Here is a 17101-nt window from a genome sequence, read left to right on the forward strand (position 1 = left end):
GTGATCGCGTCGAACGCGGGTTGGGTTACACAAACCTACGCAGGAGAATTTGATGACCTCAGCGACCATTCCGGGTCTGGACACCGCACCGACGAAACATCAGGGACTGCTGGCCTGGGTCCAGGAGGTCGCAGAACTGACTCAGCCCGACCGGGTGGTCTTCGCCGACGGGTCCGCCGAGGAGTACGACCGTCTGGCCGCCCATCTGGTCGAGGCGGGCACGTTCCAGAAGCTGAACGACGAGAAGCAGCCCAACTCCTACCTGGCGCTCTCGGATCCCTCGGACGTCGCGCGGGTGGAGTCGCGCACCTTCATCTGCTCACAGCGTGAGATCGACGCCGGGCCCACCAACAACTGGATGGACCCCGACAAGATGCGCGGGATCATGACCGACCTGTACCGCGGCTCGATGCGCGGTCGCACCATGTGGGTGGTGCCGTTCTGCATGGGCCCGCTGGATGCCGAGGATCCCAAGCTGGGTGTGGAGATCACCGACTCCGAGTACGTCGTCGTCTCGATGCGCACCATGACCCGGATGGGTCGCGCCGCGCTGGAAAAGCTCGGTGACGACGGCTTCTTCGTCAAGGCGCTGCACTCGATCGGTGCGCCGCTGGAACCCGGTCAGAAGGACGTCCCCTGGCCGTGCAACGACACCAAGTACATCACCCACTTCCCCGAGACCCGCGAGATCTGGAGCTTCGGCTCGGGCTACGGCGGTAACGCGCTGCTGGGTAAGAAGTGCTACTCGCTGCGGATCGCCTCGGCCATGGCCCACGACGAGGGCTGGCTCGCCGAGCACATGCTGATCGTCAAGCTGATCTCCCCGGAGAACAAGTCGTACTTCATCGCCGCGGCATTCCCGTCGGCGTGCGGCAAGACCAACCTCGCGATGCTGCAGCCCACCATCCCCGGCTGGCGTGCCGAGACCGTCGGTGATGACATCGCCTGGATGCGGTTCGGCAAGGACGGCCGGCTCTATGCCGTCAACCCCGAGTTCGGTTTCTTCGGCGTCGCGCCCGGCACCAACTGGGATTCCAACCCCAACGCGATGAAGACCATCGCCGCCGGTAACACCGTCTTCACCAACGTGGCCAAGACCGACGACAACGACGTGTGGTGGGAGGGCCTGGAGGGCGACCCCGACCACCTGATCGACTGGAAGGGTCAGGACTGGTACCGCGAGTCGGAAGACAAAGCGGCGCACCCGAATTCGCGTTACTGCACGCCCATCGCCCAGTGCCCGACACTGGCACCGGAGTGGGACGATCCGCAGGGTGTGCCGATCTCGGCGATCCTGTTCGGCGGCCGTCGCAAGACCACGGTCCCCCTGGTGACCCAGGCCCGCGACTGGCAGCACGGTGTGTTCATCGGCGCCACCCTCGGTTCCGAGCAGACCGCCGCCGCCGAGGGCAAGGTCGGCACCGTGCGCCGCGACCCGATGGCCATGCTGCCGTTCCTGGGCTACAACGTCGGTGACTACTTCCAGCACTGGATCAACATCGGCAAGAACGCCGACGAGTCGAAGCTGCCCGCGGTGTTCTTCGTCAACTGGTTCCGCCGTGGAGACGACGGCCGCTTCCTGTGGCCCGGCTTCGGTGAGAACAGCCGCGTGCTGAAGTGGGCCATCGAGCGCATCGAGCACAAGGCCGACGGCAAGAGCACCCCCATCGGCATCGTGCCCACCGCCGCCGACCTGGACCTGTCCGGGCTCGACGTGGACCCGGCGGATGTGGACGAGGCCCTGGCCGTCCACGCCGACGAGTGGCGCGAAGAGCTCCCGCTGATCGAAGAGTGGTTCGAGTTCGTCGGCGAGAAGCTGCCGACGGGCATCAAGGACGAGTTCGACGCCCTCAAGCACCGCCTCGCCGAAGAGTCCTAGCCAGGACCCCAACGCAAGAGCAAGACGCGCACCCTCGTGATTCACGAGGGTGCGCGTTTGCGTAGGGACCAAACCTCTACGCGCGCGCCATCTCCCGGGACGGCCACCACATGCGATCGCCCAGCAGACTCATCGCAGCGGGAACCAGGTAGGTCCGCACCACCGTGATATCGAGCAGCAGCCCGATGCCGATCGTGGATCCGATCTGCACCAGGTTGAGCACCGTCCCACTGGTCAACGCGAACATGGTGATCGCGAAAACCACTCCGGCGGTGGTGATCACACTGCCGGTGCTGCCGAATCCGCGGATGATGCCGCTGATCACCCCGCTGTGGGACTCCTCGCGGATGCGGGCCGCGAACAGCATGCTGTAGTCGGCGCCGACCGCGACCAGGGCCATGAACGCCACCGGGAACACCGACCAGTCCAGGCTGATGCCGATCAGATGCTGCCAGATCAGGGTGGACATCCCTGCCGCGGCGCCGAAGGAGAGCACGACCGCGGCGATCATCAGGACCGGAGCCACCAGGCTGCGCAGCATCACGATGAGCACCAGCAGCACGGCCGCCACCGCCACGGCACCGAAAAGTGCGAAATCACGCCAGGTTTGGTCGACATGGCGTTTGGACAGCGAGGCCAGGCCGGTCGACTCGATCTGGGCGTGCTCCAACACGGTTCCCGTCGCGGCATTGTTCGCCGCGGCGATGATGTCGGGTACCGCACCCATTGCCTCGGCTCCGTAGGGGTTCACCGCCCAGACCACCATCATGCGGGCGCTGCGCCCGTCGGGGGAGATCAGCAGTTGCTCGCCGGCGGTGAACCTCGGGTCGGTGCGGCCCTCCTCGGGCAGGTAGAAGCCCCGCCCCGCGCCGGTGCTGGTATCGGCAGACATCCGGTGCAGGAAGTTCGCGGCGCGATCGAGCCCCGCGCTGAGCTCGGTGGTCAGTGTGACCATGGTGTCGGTACCCGTCTTGACCTGACCCAATCCAGCGGTGAGTTGACCGAGACCGGTTGTCAGTTCGTTGATTCCGGACAGCAGCCGGCTCAGTTCCTGACGGGTCTGGTCGGGGGTACGGGTGCCGAGTTGATCGAGCATGGCTCGCAGGCCTTTGATTCCCGCGCGCAGGTCAGGCAGGGTGTCCAAGGCTGTGGTCACGGGTTGTTCGGGAACCAACGGTGCGGCCAGTGTCAATCCGTTGACGGCCAGCAGTGCTCGTCCTCCAGTGGCCGCGTTGAGGTCGGCGAAGGCCTGCCTGGCTCGAAGGCAGGAACGGTCCGCCGCGCAGGCGGCCGACGGCTCTGGCCCGGTGAGCGGATCGAACACCGCGTGTAATGCGGCCGTGGGGGCTGCCAATCGCTCTTGGGCGGAATCGATGTCGTCGACCACCCGGTCCAGGGAATCGACGGCGTTGGAGATGCTGCGCACCGCGGTCACGACGTCGAGTGACCCGCCGGAGAGCGTGGCTGCCACCCGATCGGCGGATTCCAGCGTGCCGAGCAGGTTGCGCGCCAGGTCGACCAGGGACCGGGCGCCGTCGGTGAGTTCGGGGAGCCTGGCGGCGGCGTCCGCGGAGCCGTCGTGCAGTTGGGTCACTCCGGAGGCGAGGCGCTTCAGTTGTGGGATGGCCTCTTCGACCCGTTGGTGGGCGTCGGCCAGGCCGGCGCCGACTTGGGCGGTCTGCGAGCCGATGGCCGTCTCGGGCAAGGGTTTTCCGTCTGGCCGGGTGATCGATCGGACGTAGGCGACCTCGGGAAGGTTGCCGATGGACATGGCGATGAGGTCCAGCGCCGCCAGGTCGTTGGTGTTGCGCATGTCGTGGTCGGCTCGGATGGTGACGAATTCCGGTGCCGCCTCGTTGACGCCCCAGTGCCGGTATACGGCCTCGTAACCGCGCTTGCTGTCGGTGGCGCGCAGCTGCATCGCGTTCTCATCGACGTTCGGTTCGAAGGTGAGCAGCACTGAGCTCATGGCGATGAGGAACGCCAAGGACGCTGCGACGAGTGCCGGTGCCCGGCGGATGATGCCTACGCCACGCTTGCGCCAGCGTCGTTCGTCGAGGGGTCGGGGTTCGGCGTACCCGCGCCGGCCCCACAGAGCCATGATGGCGGGAGTCAGCGTCAGGCTGACCGCCGTGGTGATCGCGATCGACAGCGCGATGGGCGGCCCGGCGGTTCGGAACATCCCGATCTCGGTGAATATCATGGCCATTCCGGCGCCGGCGATGGTCAGTGCGGAGGCGATGACAATACCCGCGGTGTGCGCACCGGACCGGGCGACCGCGTCGTCGACGGCCATCCCACGGCGCCTGCCCTCGTGGTAGTTGGCGAGTAGGAAGATGCCGTAGTCGGTCCCCGCGCCCAGCACCATCGCCGTCACCAATGCGATGGTGAAGTTCGAAACCGTCAGCAGGTCATGGCCGCCGAGGAAGGATATGACGGGACGCGCGATTGCCAGTGAAATGCCCACGGTGAGAAGGGGAATCATCGCGGTCAGCAAGGATCGATAGACGGCCAGCAGCAGCAGGGTGATCAGTACCACCGAGACCACCGTGATGATGGCCAGTGAGGTGTCGATCGCGGAGAACAGATCAGACAGGGTCGGTGCGGCGCCGGTGAAATGAACGTCGATCCCGGACGGGCGCGGGAGAGCCTCGACGGCGGCGCGGACGTTCTCGGTAGAGCGGTGCGCACGCGTGGAGCCGACGTCGCCGATCGTAGCCACGATCAGGTGGATGGCCTTCCCGTCGGGGCTCAGGCCGATTCCCTCCAGGCCCGGGGTGCCGTAGGTGTCGAGCACATAGGCGACGTCGTCCTTGTCGGCTACCAATCGGGCGACCAGATCGCGGTAGTAGGCGGTATCGGCCGCCCCGAGCACCCGGTCACTGGACACCACGATGCTGCCGATCGCGGTGGTATCGGGAACGCCGAAATCCCGTGACATCTGCCGCAGGGTTTCGGTGGTCGCGCTTTCCGGAGTGAACGGCGCGGAGTGCTCGGCAACCGTGCGTTCCAGCTGGGGGATTGCCAGGTTGAGCACGCCGGCCAGGGCCAGCCACGCCCCGAGAATCAACCACGCATACTTCGCGCAGCCTCTGGAGAGTTTGCCGAAGATTGCCAGATTGTGCATTCCGGCATGATAGACCAATCAGTCTATGGGTGGCTGGCTAGGATGGACTGATTGGTCTATTTCGGTGATGGAGAGGGTGATGGCGGTGGCAGGCCCGCGCGAGCGTCTCATTCGGAGCGCCATCGAGCTGATGCGTGAATACGGCGTGCACGCGACGGGGTTGAGTGATCTGCTCGAGCGCAGCAACACCGCTCGCGGGTCGATCTACCAGCACTTTCCTGCCGGGAAAACTGAACTGATGGAGCAGGCGACGTTGGAGGCCGGGCGAATCATCACCTCGAGCATCGAACGTTTGGCGCAGACGTTGCCCGCTGTGGACGTCGTCGACGCCTTTATCGCCGGATGGAAGCACAATCTCGTCGACAGCTCTTTCGCCGCGGGCTGTCCCATCGTGGCCGCCGCCCAGGCCGGGCCGGACGCGCTCGTGGTGCGGGAAGCGTCCGCTGCTGTGTTTGCTGATTGGTCCAGGGTGATCGCGGAGTCGATCGCATCCAAGGGTGTTGACACCGCCACCGCGGCCTCACTCGGCAGCTTCATCGTCAGTGCACTGGAAGGTGCCATCATCCAGTGCCGCAGCGCCAGGTCGGTGCAGCCCCTCGACGACGCCGGCACCGGCCTGATGCTGCTGCTGCGTGGTGTTGGGGCCGACTGATCACTGCTGGTGGTGCGGATTCTTCGAGGCCGCAGACGCACCGCGGCACTCGCCACTTGACACCTGTCAAGTGGCGCCGGTTACAGTGCCCTCATGCAGATCCGCGAGCATGCCGAGGCCAACCCCGAGAAGCCGGCGATCATCCTTCATCCGTCGGGCACCGTCGTCACGTTCGGTGAGCTGGAAGCCCGCGCGAATCGCCTGGCCCACCACTTCCGCAGGCAGGGCCTGCGAGAAGGCGACGTGGTGGCGATCCTCATGGAGAACAACGAGCACATCCACGCCGTGATGTGGGCGGCGCGGCGCAGTGGTCTCTACTACGTGCCCATCAACACACATCTGACCCCGGCCGAGGCCGCCTACATCATCGACAACAGCGGTGCCAAGGCGATCGTCGGCTCCGCGGCGCTCAAGGACATCCTGGTGGGGCTCGACAAGGAGCTGACCAATGGCCTGCCGCCCACCCTGCTGATGGCTGGAGCCGCCCCGGCGGCGACATCAGGCCCCGACGGTGAATTGGACGGCTGGCAGCGATACCCGGAAGCCGTCGCGAACCTGCCGGCCACCCCGATCGACGACGAGCTGGACGGCGATCTGCTGCAGTACTCGTCGGGTACGACGGGCCGGCCCAAGGGAATCAAGCGCGAGCTGCCGCATGTGCCGCCATCGGAAACTCCGGGCATGATGTCGGCGCTGGTCGGGTTCTGGATGCAGCCGGACTCGGTGTATCTGAGCCCCGCGCCGCTGTACCACACCGCTCCGTCGGTGTGGTCGATGCAGACGCAGGCGGCCGGCATCACCACGGTCGTACTCGAGAAGTTCGACCCCGAAGGCGCGCTCGACGCGATCCAGAAACACGGTGTCACTCACGGACAGTTCGTGCCGGTGATGTTCACCCGGATGCTGAAACTGCCTGACAGCGTGCGGACTTCGTACGATGTGTCGAGCCTGCGCCGGGTGATGCACGCCGCGGCGCCGTGTCCGGTGGAGATCAAGAAGCAGATGATCGACTGGTGGGGGCCGATCGTCGACGAGTACTACGCGTCCTCGGAGGCCATCGGTGCGACGGTGATCTTCGCCGAGGACTGGCTGACGCACCCGGGGTCGGTGGGCAAGCCGATGAACGGTGCCGTGCACATCCTCGACGAGGACGGCAAGGAGCTGCCGCCCGGTCAGGCCGGCGAGATCTTCTTCGATGGCGGCGCCGATTTCGAGTACCTCAACGATGCCGAGAAGACCGCGTCCTCGCGTGACTCGCACGGCTGGAAGACGGTGGGGGACATCGGCTATGTCGATGAGGAGGGCTACCTCTACCTCACCGACCGGCGGCACCACATGATCATCTCGGGCGGGGTGAACATCTACCCGCAGGAAGCCGAGAACATGCTCGTCGTCCACCCGAAGGTGATGGACGCCGCGGTGTTCGGCATCCCCGACGACGAGATGGGGCAGAGCGTCAAGGGTGTCGTGCAGACCGTGGACCCGGCCGATGCCACTCCGGAATTCGCCGAGGAACTACTGGGCTGGCTGCGTGAGCGTCTGACGCACTACAAGTGCCCGCGCACGATTTCGTTCGAGGCCGAGCTGCCCCGCACCGACACGGGCAAGCTCTACAAACAGGGGCTGATAAACAAGTACTCGTGAGCGTCCTTGAGCTGCCTGCGGGAATCCGCGTCGGGATCGACATCCCGACGGATGACGCGACGTTCACGTTGACCGAACGGCCTTGCGAGGACCGGCGTGCGGTCACCGTCGGTTCGGTGGAACAGGCGGTGGATCAACTCACCGAGCGTTGCCGGGCATGGCCGCAGGCGGCGGCGGTGTGTGACGACGTGCTGCGTTCGTTCGACCCGGCCGGTCCGGCCCGGGCCGGTGTGATCACCGAATCGCTGGCGTATTCGACACTGCAGGCGGGACCGGAGTTCGCTCGGTGGCTGGCAGAGCGGGGCCCGGCCACCGCACCGCAGCTGCCCGATCCGGTGCAGGCCCGACGCGACGGAAACATCCTGCACGTCCGGTTCAACCGGCCGCAGCGCCACAACGCGTTCTCCACCGATGCCCGGGGCGCACTGCTGGAGGCGCTCGAGGTGGCCCGGCTGGATCCGTCGGTCGACGAGGTCGTGCTCGGCGGCAACGGCCGATCATTCTGCAGCGGTGGTGATCTGGCCGAATTCGGCTCGTTCGCCGATCCGGCCAGCGCCCACCTGGCGCGCACCAGGCACAGCCCGGCCCTGGTGCTGGACGAACTCACGGCGAGGCTGGGACAGCGCTGCCGCGCCGAGGTGCACGGTCAGGTGCTGGGCAGCGGCCTGGAGATGGCGGCCTACTGCGGCTGGGTCAGCTGCGATCCGGACGCCACAATCGGCCTTCCGGAACTGGCCCTGGGTTTGATCCCGGGGGCGGGCGGCACGGTGAGCATCACGCGACGCATCGGCCGGTGGCGCACCGCCTACCTCGTGCTCTCCGGGCGCACCGTCGACGCGGCGACGGCGCTGGCGTGGGGCCTGGTCGATGAGGTGCGCCCGGTGACTCTGCGGTGAGGGTTGGGCTTCCTCGCGCTTCCACGCCCTAGACGCAGAATCGATGTCGGTGAATGGCATAGTGCGAGATGTGAAACAAGGTGGCCCGTACTTCGATGACCTGGCGGTCGGCCAGGTATTCGACACCGCGCCGTCGATGACGCTGACCGCCGGTGCGGCTGCGACGCATCAGGCGATTCTCGGTGACCGGCTGCGGTTGGCGCTCGACGCCGAACTCGCCACCGCGGTGACCGGCGAGCCGGGTCCGCTGGCCCACCCCGCGCTGGTGTGCGACGTGGCGATCGGGCAGAGCACGCTGGTGACCCAACGGGTGAAGGCAAACCTGTTCTACCGCGGGCTGGCATTCCACCGCTGCCCGGTGATCGGGGACAGCTTGTACACCCGCACCGAAGTGGTTGGGCTCAAGCAGAACTCGGTGAAACCCGGACGCGCGGCCACGGGTCTTGCGGCGCTGCGGATGACCACCGTCGACCAGTTGGACCGCAAGGTTCTCGACTTCTACCGCTGCGCGATGCTGCCACTGTCCGGAGATGACATTGACACCGGGCACGCCGACGATCTGTCGACCATCGGGGCCGACGCAGCCGCCCCGAACCCCACCGCGGGGTGGGATGGGGACGCTTTCCGGGCCCGGGTGCCCGGCCCCCACTTCGATGCCGGCCTGGCCGGTACGGTGCTGCACAGCACCGCCGACGTGGTCAGCAGTGCCCCCGAACTGGCCCGGCTGACGCTGAATATTGCTGCCACCCATCACGATTGGCGCGCGGGTGGCAAGCGCCTGGTATACGGCGGGCACACCATCGGGCTGGCTCTGGCCCAGGCCGGCCGCCTGCTGCCGAACCTGGTCACGGTGTTGGGCTGGGAATCGTGTGACCACACCGGCCCGGTACACGAGGGCGACACCCTGTTCAGCGAGCTACATGTGGAATCGGCCGACGCCGGAGTACTGCAACTGCGTTCGCTGGTGTACGCCGCCGGCGGACCCGAGGGTGGCGACGACCGCCAGGTGCTCGACTGGCGGTTCAGCGCGCTGCAGTTCTGATGACAGCGTTGGCGATGCCGAGGGATCTGCTGCGGCAGGCCCAGACGGTCGCCGATGACTTCACGGCCCACACCGGCGTCGCGGTCGACGCCACCGAACTGCTCACCGGTCGCGCTGCACAGCTGGACATCGCACCACACGGACAAGTCTCGGCGGGCGGAGCGACGCGGCTGCTGAAAGGCCGCGACGGATGGTGTGCCCTGACGTTGTCGCGCCCTGACGACATCGCGTCGGTTCCCGCACTGCTGCAGGATGATTCGGTTGATGCCGACCCGTGGCCGGCGGTCGGCGGCTGGGCCGCACAGCACTCTGCCGAGGAGATGGCCGAACGGGCGCGCCTCCTCGGACTGCCGGTCGGTGTGCTCGGTGAAACCGCGCCTGCGCCGCCGGTGGTGAGCCCGCTCGGCCCCACCCAGACCGGTTCGCTGGCCGGGGTGTTGGTGGCCGACCTGTCGTCGATGTGGGCGGGGCCGTTGTGTGGGCAGCTGCTGGCCCGAGCCGGTGCCGCCGTGGTCAAGGTGGAAAGCCCGAGCCGTCCGGACGGGACCCGCGCCGGCGCGCAGGAATTCTTCGACTGGATGAACGGTGGAAAACTCTCGTACGCGGCCGATTTCGATGACCCCAGTGATCTGGCAGTGCTGCTTCGCGCGGCCGATGTGGTGATCGAGTCCTCACGGCCGGCGGCGCTGGCCAGGCGCGGACTCGGGCCCGACACCGTCGCGCCAAGGCCCGGGCGGATCTGGTTGCGCATCACCGGACACGGCGCCTCGGGGGAGAAGGCCGACTGGGTGGCATTCGGAGACGACGCTGCGGTGTCGGGCGGCCTGGTCGGAAAGCGCCGGGGCGCACCGGTGTTCGTCGGTGATGCCATCGCCGATCCGCTGACCGGGCTGCATGCCGCCGCTGCGGTGGCCGATTCGCGGACCCGTGGCGGCGGCGAGCTGATCGAGTTCTCGATGGCGGCGGTGGCCGCCGGTTACCGCTCCCGAAGCGGCGACGAGACCGACGTGATCGCGAAACGTCCCGTTTCGGGGCTGCCCGGCCGGGAGCTCGGCGCCGACAACGACGTGGTACGTCGGCTGGTGGCGGAACGGAACGATGCCCCATGCTGATTCGCCGTGCGACGCTGCTCGACGGGGCCGTGGTGGACCTGCGGGTCGGCGACACCATCGAAGCAGTCGCGGAGTCACTGCCGCCCCAGCCGGGCGAACAAGTACTCGACGCCGCGTTCGGTACGGTGATACCCGGCCTGCACGATCACCATCTGCACGTGTACTCGGCTGCAGCCGAGCAGGATTCGATCCGGGTCGGCCCCGCCGAGGTGGCAGGCGAGGCCGAGCTGGCCGAGGTGCTGACGGCTGCGGTCGCGGGCAGCGACGGCTGGATCCGTGCCGTCGGCTACCACGAGGCGGTGGCAGGCCCGCTGGACCGGTATTCGCTGGATCGCTTGGTTTCCGATGTCCCGGTGCGCGTGCAACATCGCAGTGGCGTGTTGTGGACGGTCAACTCGGCCGGGCTCGCGGTGCTGGGGCTCGGCGATCACCCTGACGGGCGCCTGCGTAGCGCGGACCCGACCTGGTCGGAGGCGCTGGAGCGCAGGGCCGCGGCGGTCGAGGAGTTCAGCGCCCGGCTCGCCGGATACGGCGTCACCGGTGTCACCGATGCCACGCCCGACCTGCCGGCCGCCGATCGTCCGACGGGCTTGCGGCAGCGTGTGCACTTTCTGGCCCCGGGCAAGCGGATCCTGCACGACGACCGACTCGACCTGGACGATCTGACGGCGTGGATCGCCGAACGGCACCGCGCCGGTGAACCGGTGGCCGTGCATTGCGTGACGGCGGCCCAGCTGATCGTCACCATCGCGGCACTGCAAGCTGCGGGTAGCCATCCCGCCGACCGGATCGAACACGCCGCGATGGTGCCGCTGGACTGCATCGACGACCTCGTCGCGCTCGAGGCAACGGTGGTGACCCAGCCCAATTTCGTGGCCGAGCGGGGTGATCAGTACCGCACGGATGTGCCCACTGCCGAACAGGATCAGCTCTGGCGGGTGGCCACCCTGCTGGCTGCCGGAGTCCCGGTGGCGCTGTCCACCGATGCACCGTTCGGTGCGGCCGACCCGTGGGCCGCCATGCGCGCGGCGGTGCATCGTCGTACCCCGGGTGGTGTGGTGCTCAACCCCGTCGAACGGATATCGGGACGGCGCGCGCTCACCCTGTTTCTGGGCAGCGCCGGGAATCCGGCCCGGCCACGGCGCATCGCGTCCGGCGAACCCGGTGACCTGTGCCTGCTCGCGGACACCCCGCAGCGGGTGGTGGATACGCTCGATGCCGATCTGGTGGCCGCCACCATCGTCGGCGGAGTGGTGGTGTTCGAGCGGTGAGTGTGTGGCGGGTGCCGGGTATGCCGGCGTTGTTGGCGTGTGCCGCAGTGGGATTCTCCGGATTCTCGCTGCTGCTGCCCGCTGCGCCGATGTGGGCGGTGCACATCGGCGCCGACAACCTGGGTGCCGGTGCGGTCAACAGCGTGCTCATGTTGTTCACCGTCATCGCGCAGTTGTTGGTCGGATCGCTGTTGCGGCGGGTCGGCTGGGCCGTCACACAGGCTTTCGGTCTTGTGCTGCTGGGGGTTCCGGCAGTGTTGCACCTGCTGACCGGATCGCTGTGGCAGGTGTTGCTGCTGGCAGCGTTGCGGGGATTGGGCTTCGGGATCCTGACGGTCTGCAGTGTCAGGGGAATAGCCGCCCTGATCCCGCACGAGCGTCGGGGTCGCGCGATCGGGGCGTACGGATTGGCCATCGCGGCACCGCAGTTCGTGTTGACCCCGTTGGCGCCGTGGCTGGCCGAGCACGTCGGGTATCAGTTGGTGTTCGTGTCGGCCGCGGCACCTCTGCTCGCGGTGCCGCTGGCGTTCATCCGGCCGGCACCTGCCGTGGTGCATGAGGCGCATCCGGACCGGCTCGACGGGGTGAGCCGCGGGCTGGTCGGTCCGATCGCCGCGCTCGTGGTGATCACGGCGGCCGGCGGCGGCATCCTCACCTTCGCGCCGCAACTGAGCGGTGCGACAACGGCGCTCGGGGCGTTGCTGGCCATGACCGGCACGGCCGCGCTGGCCCGGTGGTTGATCGGAGGGATTGTCGATCGTCACGGTGCCGCGAGGTTCATCGCCCCGATGCTGGGTGTGGGTGCGGTCGGGCTGGCGCTGATCGCCGTCGGCATCGGGGTGGGCGGATCCTTGGTGATCCCGGGCTGTGCACTGCTCGGTACTGCCTATGGCGCGCTGCAGAATCTCACCCTGGTGCAGGCGTTCGCCACCACCGGCGAGCATGCCCGCGGCGTCGTCAGCGTGGCCTGGAACGTCGGGTTCGACGCCGGCACCGGCCTGGGATCTCTGACGGTAGGTGCGCTGGCCACCTCCTTCTCCTTCCCGACGGCATTCGCCGTGATGACGGCAGCGTGTGTGGGAGTCGGGTTGATGTGGGTACTCACCGGCCATGACGGGCAATCAGGGCGCGGCACCGCTGGTTGACGCGCTGCACCAGTACCACAATTCCAACCGGTACGGGTTCTCGCCGCCGGGGCATCGCCAAGGGCGGGGTGTGGATCAGCGGGTGCTGCAAGTCCTGGGCCGCGAGCCGTTCCTGAGCGATGTCCTGGCCAGCGGCGGGCTGGATGACCGGCGGATGAGCAACGGTTACCTGAAGCGGGCCGAGGACCTGATGGCCGAGGCCGTCGGGGCGAAGGTGGCATGGTTCTCCACCTGCGGCAGCTCGCTGTCGGTCAAGGCCGCGATGATGGCCGTCGCCGGGTGTGACGGCAGCCTGCTGCTCAGCCGCGACAGCCACAAGTCCGTGGTGGCCGGTTTGATCTTCTCCGGTCTGACACCACGCTGGATCACGCCGCAGTGGGACGCCGAGCGTCACCTGTCGCACCCGCCGTCGCCGCAACAGGTCGAGCAGGCCTGGCAGCGTCACCCCGATGCCGCGGCCGCCTTGATCGTCAGCCCCAGTCCCTATGGCACGTGCGCCGACATCGAAGGCATCGCGCAGGTCTGCCATCGCCGGGGCAAGCCGTTGATCGTCGACGAGGCCTGGGGCGCGCATCTGCCCTTCCACGAGGATCTGCCGACGTGGGCGATGAACGCGGGCGCGGACGTGTGTGTGGTGAGCGTCCACAAGATGGGTGCCGGCTTCGAGCAGGGCTCGGTGTTCCATCTGCAGGGCGACCTGGTCGACCAGAACCGGCTGTCGGCCTGTGCGGACCTGCTGATGACGACGAGCCCGAATGTCTTGGTGTACAGCGCGATCGACGGCTGGCGACGGCACATGGTGGAACATGGGCACGAGTTGATGGGGGCGGCACTGGATCTGGCGAACGAAACCCGCCGTGAGATCGAGGAGATCGACGACGTCGAGGTGCTCGACGCGGAACTGCTGGGCAAGGAGGCCTCCCACGATCTGGACCGGCTGCAGGTGTTGATCGACGTCGCCGCGACGGGCACCTCGGGCTATCAGGCCGCAGACTGGTTGCGGGAGCACTGTCAGCTCGATCTGGGGATGACGGACCATCGCCGGGTGTTGGCCACCATGTCGCTGGCGGACGGCCCGGACACGGCGGGGCGGTTGGTCGAGGCGCTCCGGTTGTGGCGCAAGGCCGCACACGATTTCGACCCGCCACCGCAAGTCGACCTGCCCACCCCCGACGAGCTGGAGCTGGAGTCCGTCGTGTCGCCCCGCGATGCGTTCTTCGGCCCCGTCGAGGACGTACCGGTGGAGAAGGCGGCGGGCCGGATTGCCGCCGAGCAGATCACGCCGTACCCGCCGGGGATTCCCGCAGTGGTTCCGGGCGAACGGCTCAACCAGGCCGTCCTGGACTATCTGCGGAGCGGGCTCGCGGCGGGCATGAATGTGCCCGACCCTGCCGATCCGGCGTTGGGTACCGTGCGGGTCACCGCGTAGGCCGTGCGAAGGTCGGCGACCAGCCCGTCGAAGGCTTCGTCGCGGGCATCCGATGGGCCACGCAACACCGCCGAGGGGTGGATGGTGGCGACGAGTGTCCGCTCTTCTCCCTCGTCCGGCACCGTGGCGTGAATGATCTCCCCTCGGTGATGTGAGACGCGAAAGTCATTGCCCAGCAGCGATTTGGCGGCGGTCGCTCCCAGCAGGACGACGACTTCCGGGGCGACGGTGTCCAGCTCGGCAAGCAGCCAGGGCCGGCATGCCACCACCTCGGTCCGGCTGGGAGTCTTGTGGATTCGGCGCTTCCCGCGTTCGGCGGGCGTGAACTTGAAATGCTTGACGGCGTTGGTCAGATAGAGCTCGGAGCGGTCGATCTCGGCTGATGCCAACGCTTTGTCCAATATGCGGCCTGCGGGCCCGACGAAGGGTGCCCCGGCCCGATCCTCCCGGTCACCCGGCTGCTCGCCGACCAGCACCATCCTGGCCGATCGAGGTCCGGACCCGAACACGGTTTGGGTCGCGTCCCGATACAGCGGACAGCCTTGACAATCCCGGGATGCCGCCGCCAGCTTCTTCAGGTCGTGAGTTGCGGGTACGAACTCCTCGGCTCCGCCCATGTCGATGGACATACCCACCGAGGTGTTTTACCAAGCCTCTGGCGGGTATTCGATTTGTGTCATTACAACGGGAGATGGTTGAGATGGCCAGGGTAGAGGTCATTGGCAAGCGGGTGCTCCACCGCAGGCGCAGCCTGGAGGCAGCGGCTCTGGGAACCGGCTGCCGGGTGGCTGTGAAGAACGTCGTCCGTGCGTGGGCGTTGCAGCCGAATCTGGCCTGGCCCTTGGGGTCGATCGATCGGTTCGTCGGCCTGGTCCCGGGCCGTCGGTCGATGGCATCGATCCGCCCGGTGGCCCTGCCGAATTGCCCGGCCGAAATCGTCAGGGCCAGAGGAACCTCGCCCCGCAACGCCATCCTGTATCTGCACGGGGGCGCCTTTCTCACGTGCGGGCTGAACACGCATCGTGCATTGGCGGTCCGTTTGTCGGCTGCCGCCGATGCGATGGTGCTCAATGTCGGGTACCGGATGCTGCCCACCTGTGGATTGGCAGACGCGATCGATGACGCCTTGGCCGGGCTGTCCTGGCTGCGCCACAACGGATATGGCCCGGGCCGGGTGGTGATCGCGGGTGATTCAGCCGGTGGCTATCTGGCCTTCGCCGCCACCCTCAAGGCGTTGTCGCGCGGCCTCGCCCCGGTCGCCGGGTTGGCGGCCATCTCGCCCCTGATCGACCTGGACCCGGCGCGCAAACTGGCACACCCCAACATCGGCCGGTGTTCCATGTTCACCGCAGCGGCGTTCTCGGCATTCGCTCGGTTTCTCCGGAGGGGCCAGTGCAGCGGCGCCGCGAAGCTGATCGATCCGATGACGGCTGATCTGTCGGGTATGCCGCCGGTGATGATTCACGTGAGTGCGGACGAATCATTGCTGGTCGATTCGGAAGTGGTGGCGCAACGGTTGGCCGAGGCTCGGTCGCCGTGCGAACTGCATGTGTGGCGGGGGCAGGTACATGACTTCCCGTTGGCCGCTGACATTCTGCCGGAAGGCCGACGCGCGATCGGCTACCTGGGCGACTTCGTGAAGGGCGTGACGGATCGCTCCGATGTGCGCCCGGAGCCGAGTTTCCGTTGTGTCGGCCTCGGGTATCCAGCGGCAGACGTCAGTTGACGGCGGACGCGAATCGCCCGGCGATGGCGAAACCGCCGCCGTCCCAGCCTGATCCGGAGGTTCTGATGAGTGACACCGATATGGGCCCCGACGACACCTTGTCGCCGAGTGAGTCGACTGATTCCGACGAGATCGCCAACGACGACGGTGACGAGGTCGTCGACCCGCCCGAGGATTGGCATGCAGCCGATCGACCGGAGCCGACGGGAGACCTCGAGAGCAGACTCGCGGCGGAGATTCCGGACACCTCAGCTGGCCGGCCGGCTCCGCCGGACATCGAGGAAGACGTGGACGAACCCGAGGATGTCGACGTGGTGCATCCCGATGACGTACCCGAAGAGGTTCAACTGAGCGGTCCGCAGGACGAGGGCGATTCGTTCTTTTCGGTGGAGTGAGATCGGCAGCTCAGCCGGCCTGACGTTGCAGCGTGACCGAGGCGGTGTTGGCATCTTCGTGAGTGGCGATGCCGCTGCCCTTGGCAGTGACGGCCAGCGCCGTACGGTCCCCGCGGAACAGGTCGCGTGAAAACTCGCACGGAGAACCGTTCTGGTCGTAGGTGACCCGGGTGATCAACAGCAGTGCCGCCTTGGGCTTGATGCCGAGCAAGGTGGCTTCGCTGTTGGTTGCACTCACCGCCTCGATGCGCTCGTCGGCGCGTCCGGTGACCAAACCGTATCGGGATTCCAGGATTTCGTAGAGTGAGCCGCCCAGCTGCTGTTCGAGCAGGCCGGGAAAGGCGTCGGCGGGAAACTGGGCGTGTTCGAGCGAGATGGGCGAGCCGTCGGCCAGCCGGACGCGTTGGATCTCGATCACGTAGTCGCCCGGGCCCAGCCGAAGCGCTGTTCTGGTTGCGTCGTCGGGGATGGTGATACGCGTCGAGAGCACCCGGGTGCCCGCGACATATCCCTGGTTGGCCAGGAAGGCGGGTACGCCCACCACATCGGAGAGGTGTCGCTCCACCTGCCCGTGGCTGATGAAGATGCCGCCCGCCCGGCCGATCACCCGGTGCACCAGCCCGGCTTCCTCCAACGCGGCCAGCACCTGGCGCAGGCTGGAGCGGCTGGTGCCGTAGCGTTCGGCCAGGTCACGCTCACTGCCGAGTTTGGCGCCGGGGGTGCCCGCGTTGATATCGGCGACGATGCGCCTGCGTAACTCTTCGCTGTGAACTGCCACCCCGG

General features: G+C 67.4%; 14 protein-coding genes. 11 read left to right on the top strand and 3 right to left on the bottom strand.

Annotation, left to right across the window (positions count from 1 at the left end; all coding sequences use genetic code 11):
- Positions 1-52: 52 nt before the first annotated feature.
- Positions 53-1879 carry a phosphoenolpyruvate carboxykinase (GTP) gene (locus QQ25_RS01810; protein ID WP_039312710.1) on the top strand — a complete coding sequence of 609 codons (1827 nt, stop codon included), beginning with the start codon at positions 53-55 and terminating at the stop codon, positions 1877-1879.
- A gap of 76 nt (positions 1880-1955) precedes the next feature.
- Here QQ25_RS01810 and QQ25_RS01815 read toward each other — a convergent pair whose 3' ends face one another.
- Positions 1956-5006, bottom strand: a complete 3051-nt coding sequence (locus tag QQ25_RS01815; RefSeq protein ID WP_039376854.1) for an MMPL family transporter — start codon at positions 5004-5006, stop codon at positions 1956-1958.
- Positions 5007-5085: 79 nt separating this feature from the next.
- Between QQ25_RS01815 and QQ25_RS01820 the strand changes: the two genes are divergently transcribed.
- The 8 genes from QQ25_RS01820 (at position 5086) to QQ25_RS01855 (ending at position 14197) form a co-directional block, all read left to right on the top strand.
- Positions 5086-5658, top strand: coding sequence for a TetR/AcrR family transcriptional regulator (locus QQ25_RS01820; RefSeq protein ID WP_039313732.1), 573 nt, complete (start codon positions 5086-5088; stop codon positions 5656-5658).
- A 93-nt stretch (positions 5659-5751) separates the two neighbouring features.
- Positions 5752-7302 (top strand): fatty-acid--CoA ligase FadD4, encoded by a 1551-nt coding sequence (gene fadD4, locus QQ25_RS01825; RefSeq protein ID WP_039376855.1) that lies wholly within the window; start codon positions 5752-5754, stop codon positions 7300-7302.
- Positions 7299-8198, top strand: a complete 900-nt coding sequence (locus tag QQ25_RS01830; protein ID WP_039376856.1) for an enoyl-CoA hydratase/isomerase family protein — start codon at positions 7299-7301, stop codon at positions 8196-8198. Before fadD4 ends, QQ25_RS01830 begins: the two co-directional genes overlap by 4 nt.
- 136 nt (positions 8199-8334) lie before the next feature.
- Positions 8335-9240 (top strand): hotdog family protein, encoded by a 906-nt coding sequence (locus QQ25_RS01835; protein WP_409370965.1) that lies wholly within the window; start codon positions 8335-8337, stop codon positions 9238-9240.
- Positions 9240-10352, top strand: coding sequence for a CoA transferase (locus QQ25_RS01840; protein WP_039376859.1), 1113 nt, complete (start codon positions 9240-9242; stop codon positions 10350-10352). Before QQ25_RS01835 ends, QQ25_RS01840 begins: the two co-directional genes overlap by 1 nt.
- Positions 10346-11623, top strand: a complete 1278-nt coding sequence (locus tag QQ25_RS01845; protein ID WP_039376860.1) for an amidohydrolase family protein — start codon at positions 10346-10348, stop codon at positions 11621-11623. Before QQ25_RS01840 ends, QQ25_RS01845 begins: the two co-directional genes overlap by 7 nt.
- On the top strand, positions 11620-12768 hold the full coding sequence (locus QQ25_RS01850) for an MFS transporter (protein ID WP_308205421.1): 1149 nt from the start codon (positions 11620-11622) through the stop codon (positions 12766-12768). Before QQ25_RS01845 ends, QQ25_RS01850 begins: the two co-directional genes overlap by 4 nt.
- The gene (locus tag QQ25_RS01855) at positions 12734-14197 is read left to right on the top strand and encodes an aminotransferase class I/II-fold pyridoxal phosphate-dependent enzyme (RefSeq protein WP_039376862.1); all 1464 of its coding nucleotides are present in this window, start codon (positions 12734-12736) and stop codon (positions 14195-14197) included. Before QQ25_RS01850 ends, QQ25_RS01855 begins: the two co-directional genes overlap by 35 nt.
- On the opposite strand, the gene QQ25_RS01860 is transcribed toward QQ25_RS01855, so the two are convergent.
- A complete protein-coding gene (locus tag QQ25_RS01860; RefSeq protein WP_082017419.1) occupies positions 14113-14826 on the bottom strand; it encodes a UdgX family uracil-DNA binding protein in 714 nt (237 codons plus the stop codon). The two genes, QQ25_RS01855 and QQ25_RS01860, sit on opposite strands and share 85 nt — an antisense overlap.
- Positions 14827-14897: 71 nt before the next feature.
- Between QQ25_RS01860 and QQ25_RS01865 the strand changes: the two genes are divergently transcribed.
- Both QQ25_RS01865 and QQ25_RS01870 read left to right on the top strand, forming a co-directional pair.
- On the top strand, positions 14898-15923 hold the full coding sequence (locus tag QQ25_RS01865) for an alpha/beta hydrolase (RefSeq protein WP_101906526.1): 1026 nt from the start codon (positions 14898-14900) through the stop codon (positions 15921-15923).
- Between the two features lie 65 nt (positions 15924-15988).
- Positions 15989-16318: a hypothetical protein gene (locus tag QQ25_RS01870; RefSeq protein WP_039377692.1), complete on the top strand. Its 330-nt coding sequence runs from the start codon at positions 15989-15991 to the stop codon at positions 16316-16318.
- A gap of 10 nt (positions 16319-16328) precedes the next feature.
- Here QQ25_RS01870 and QQ25_RS01875 read toward each other — a convergent pair whose 3' ends face one another.
- Positions 16329-17096 carry a GntR family transcriptional regulator gene (locus tag QQ25_RS01875; protein ID WP_039312731.1) on the bottom strand — a complete coding sequence of 256 codons (768 nt, stop codon included), beginning with the start codon at positions 17094-17096 and terminating at the stop codon, positions 16329-16331.
- Positions 17097-17101: the final 5 nt, after the last annotated feature.

The organism is Mycolicibacterium setense (genome assembly GCF_000805385.1).
Classification (GTDB): domain Bacteria; phylum Actinomycetota; class Actinomycetes; order Mycobacteriales; family Mycobacteriaceae; genus Mycobacterium; species Mycobacterium setense.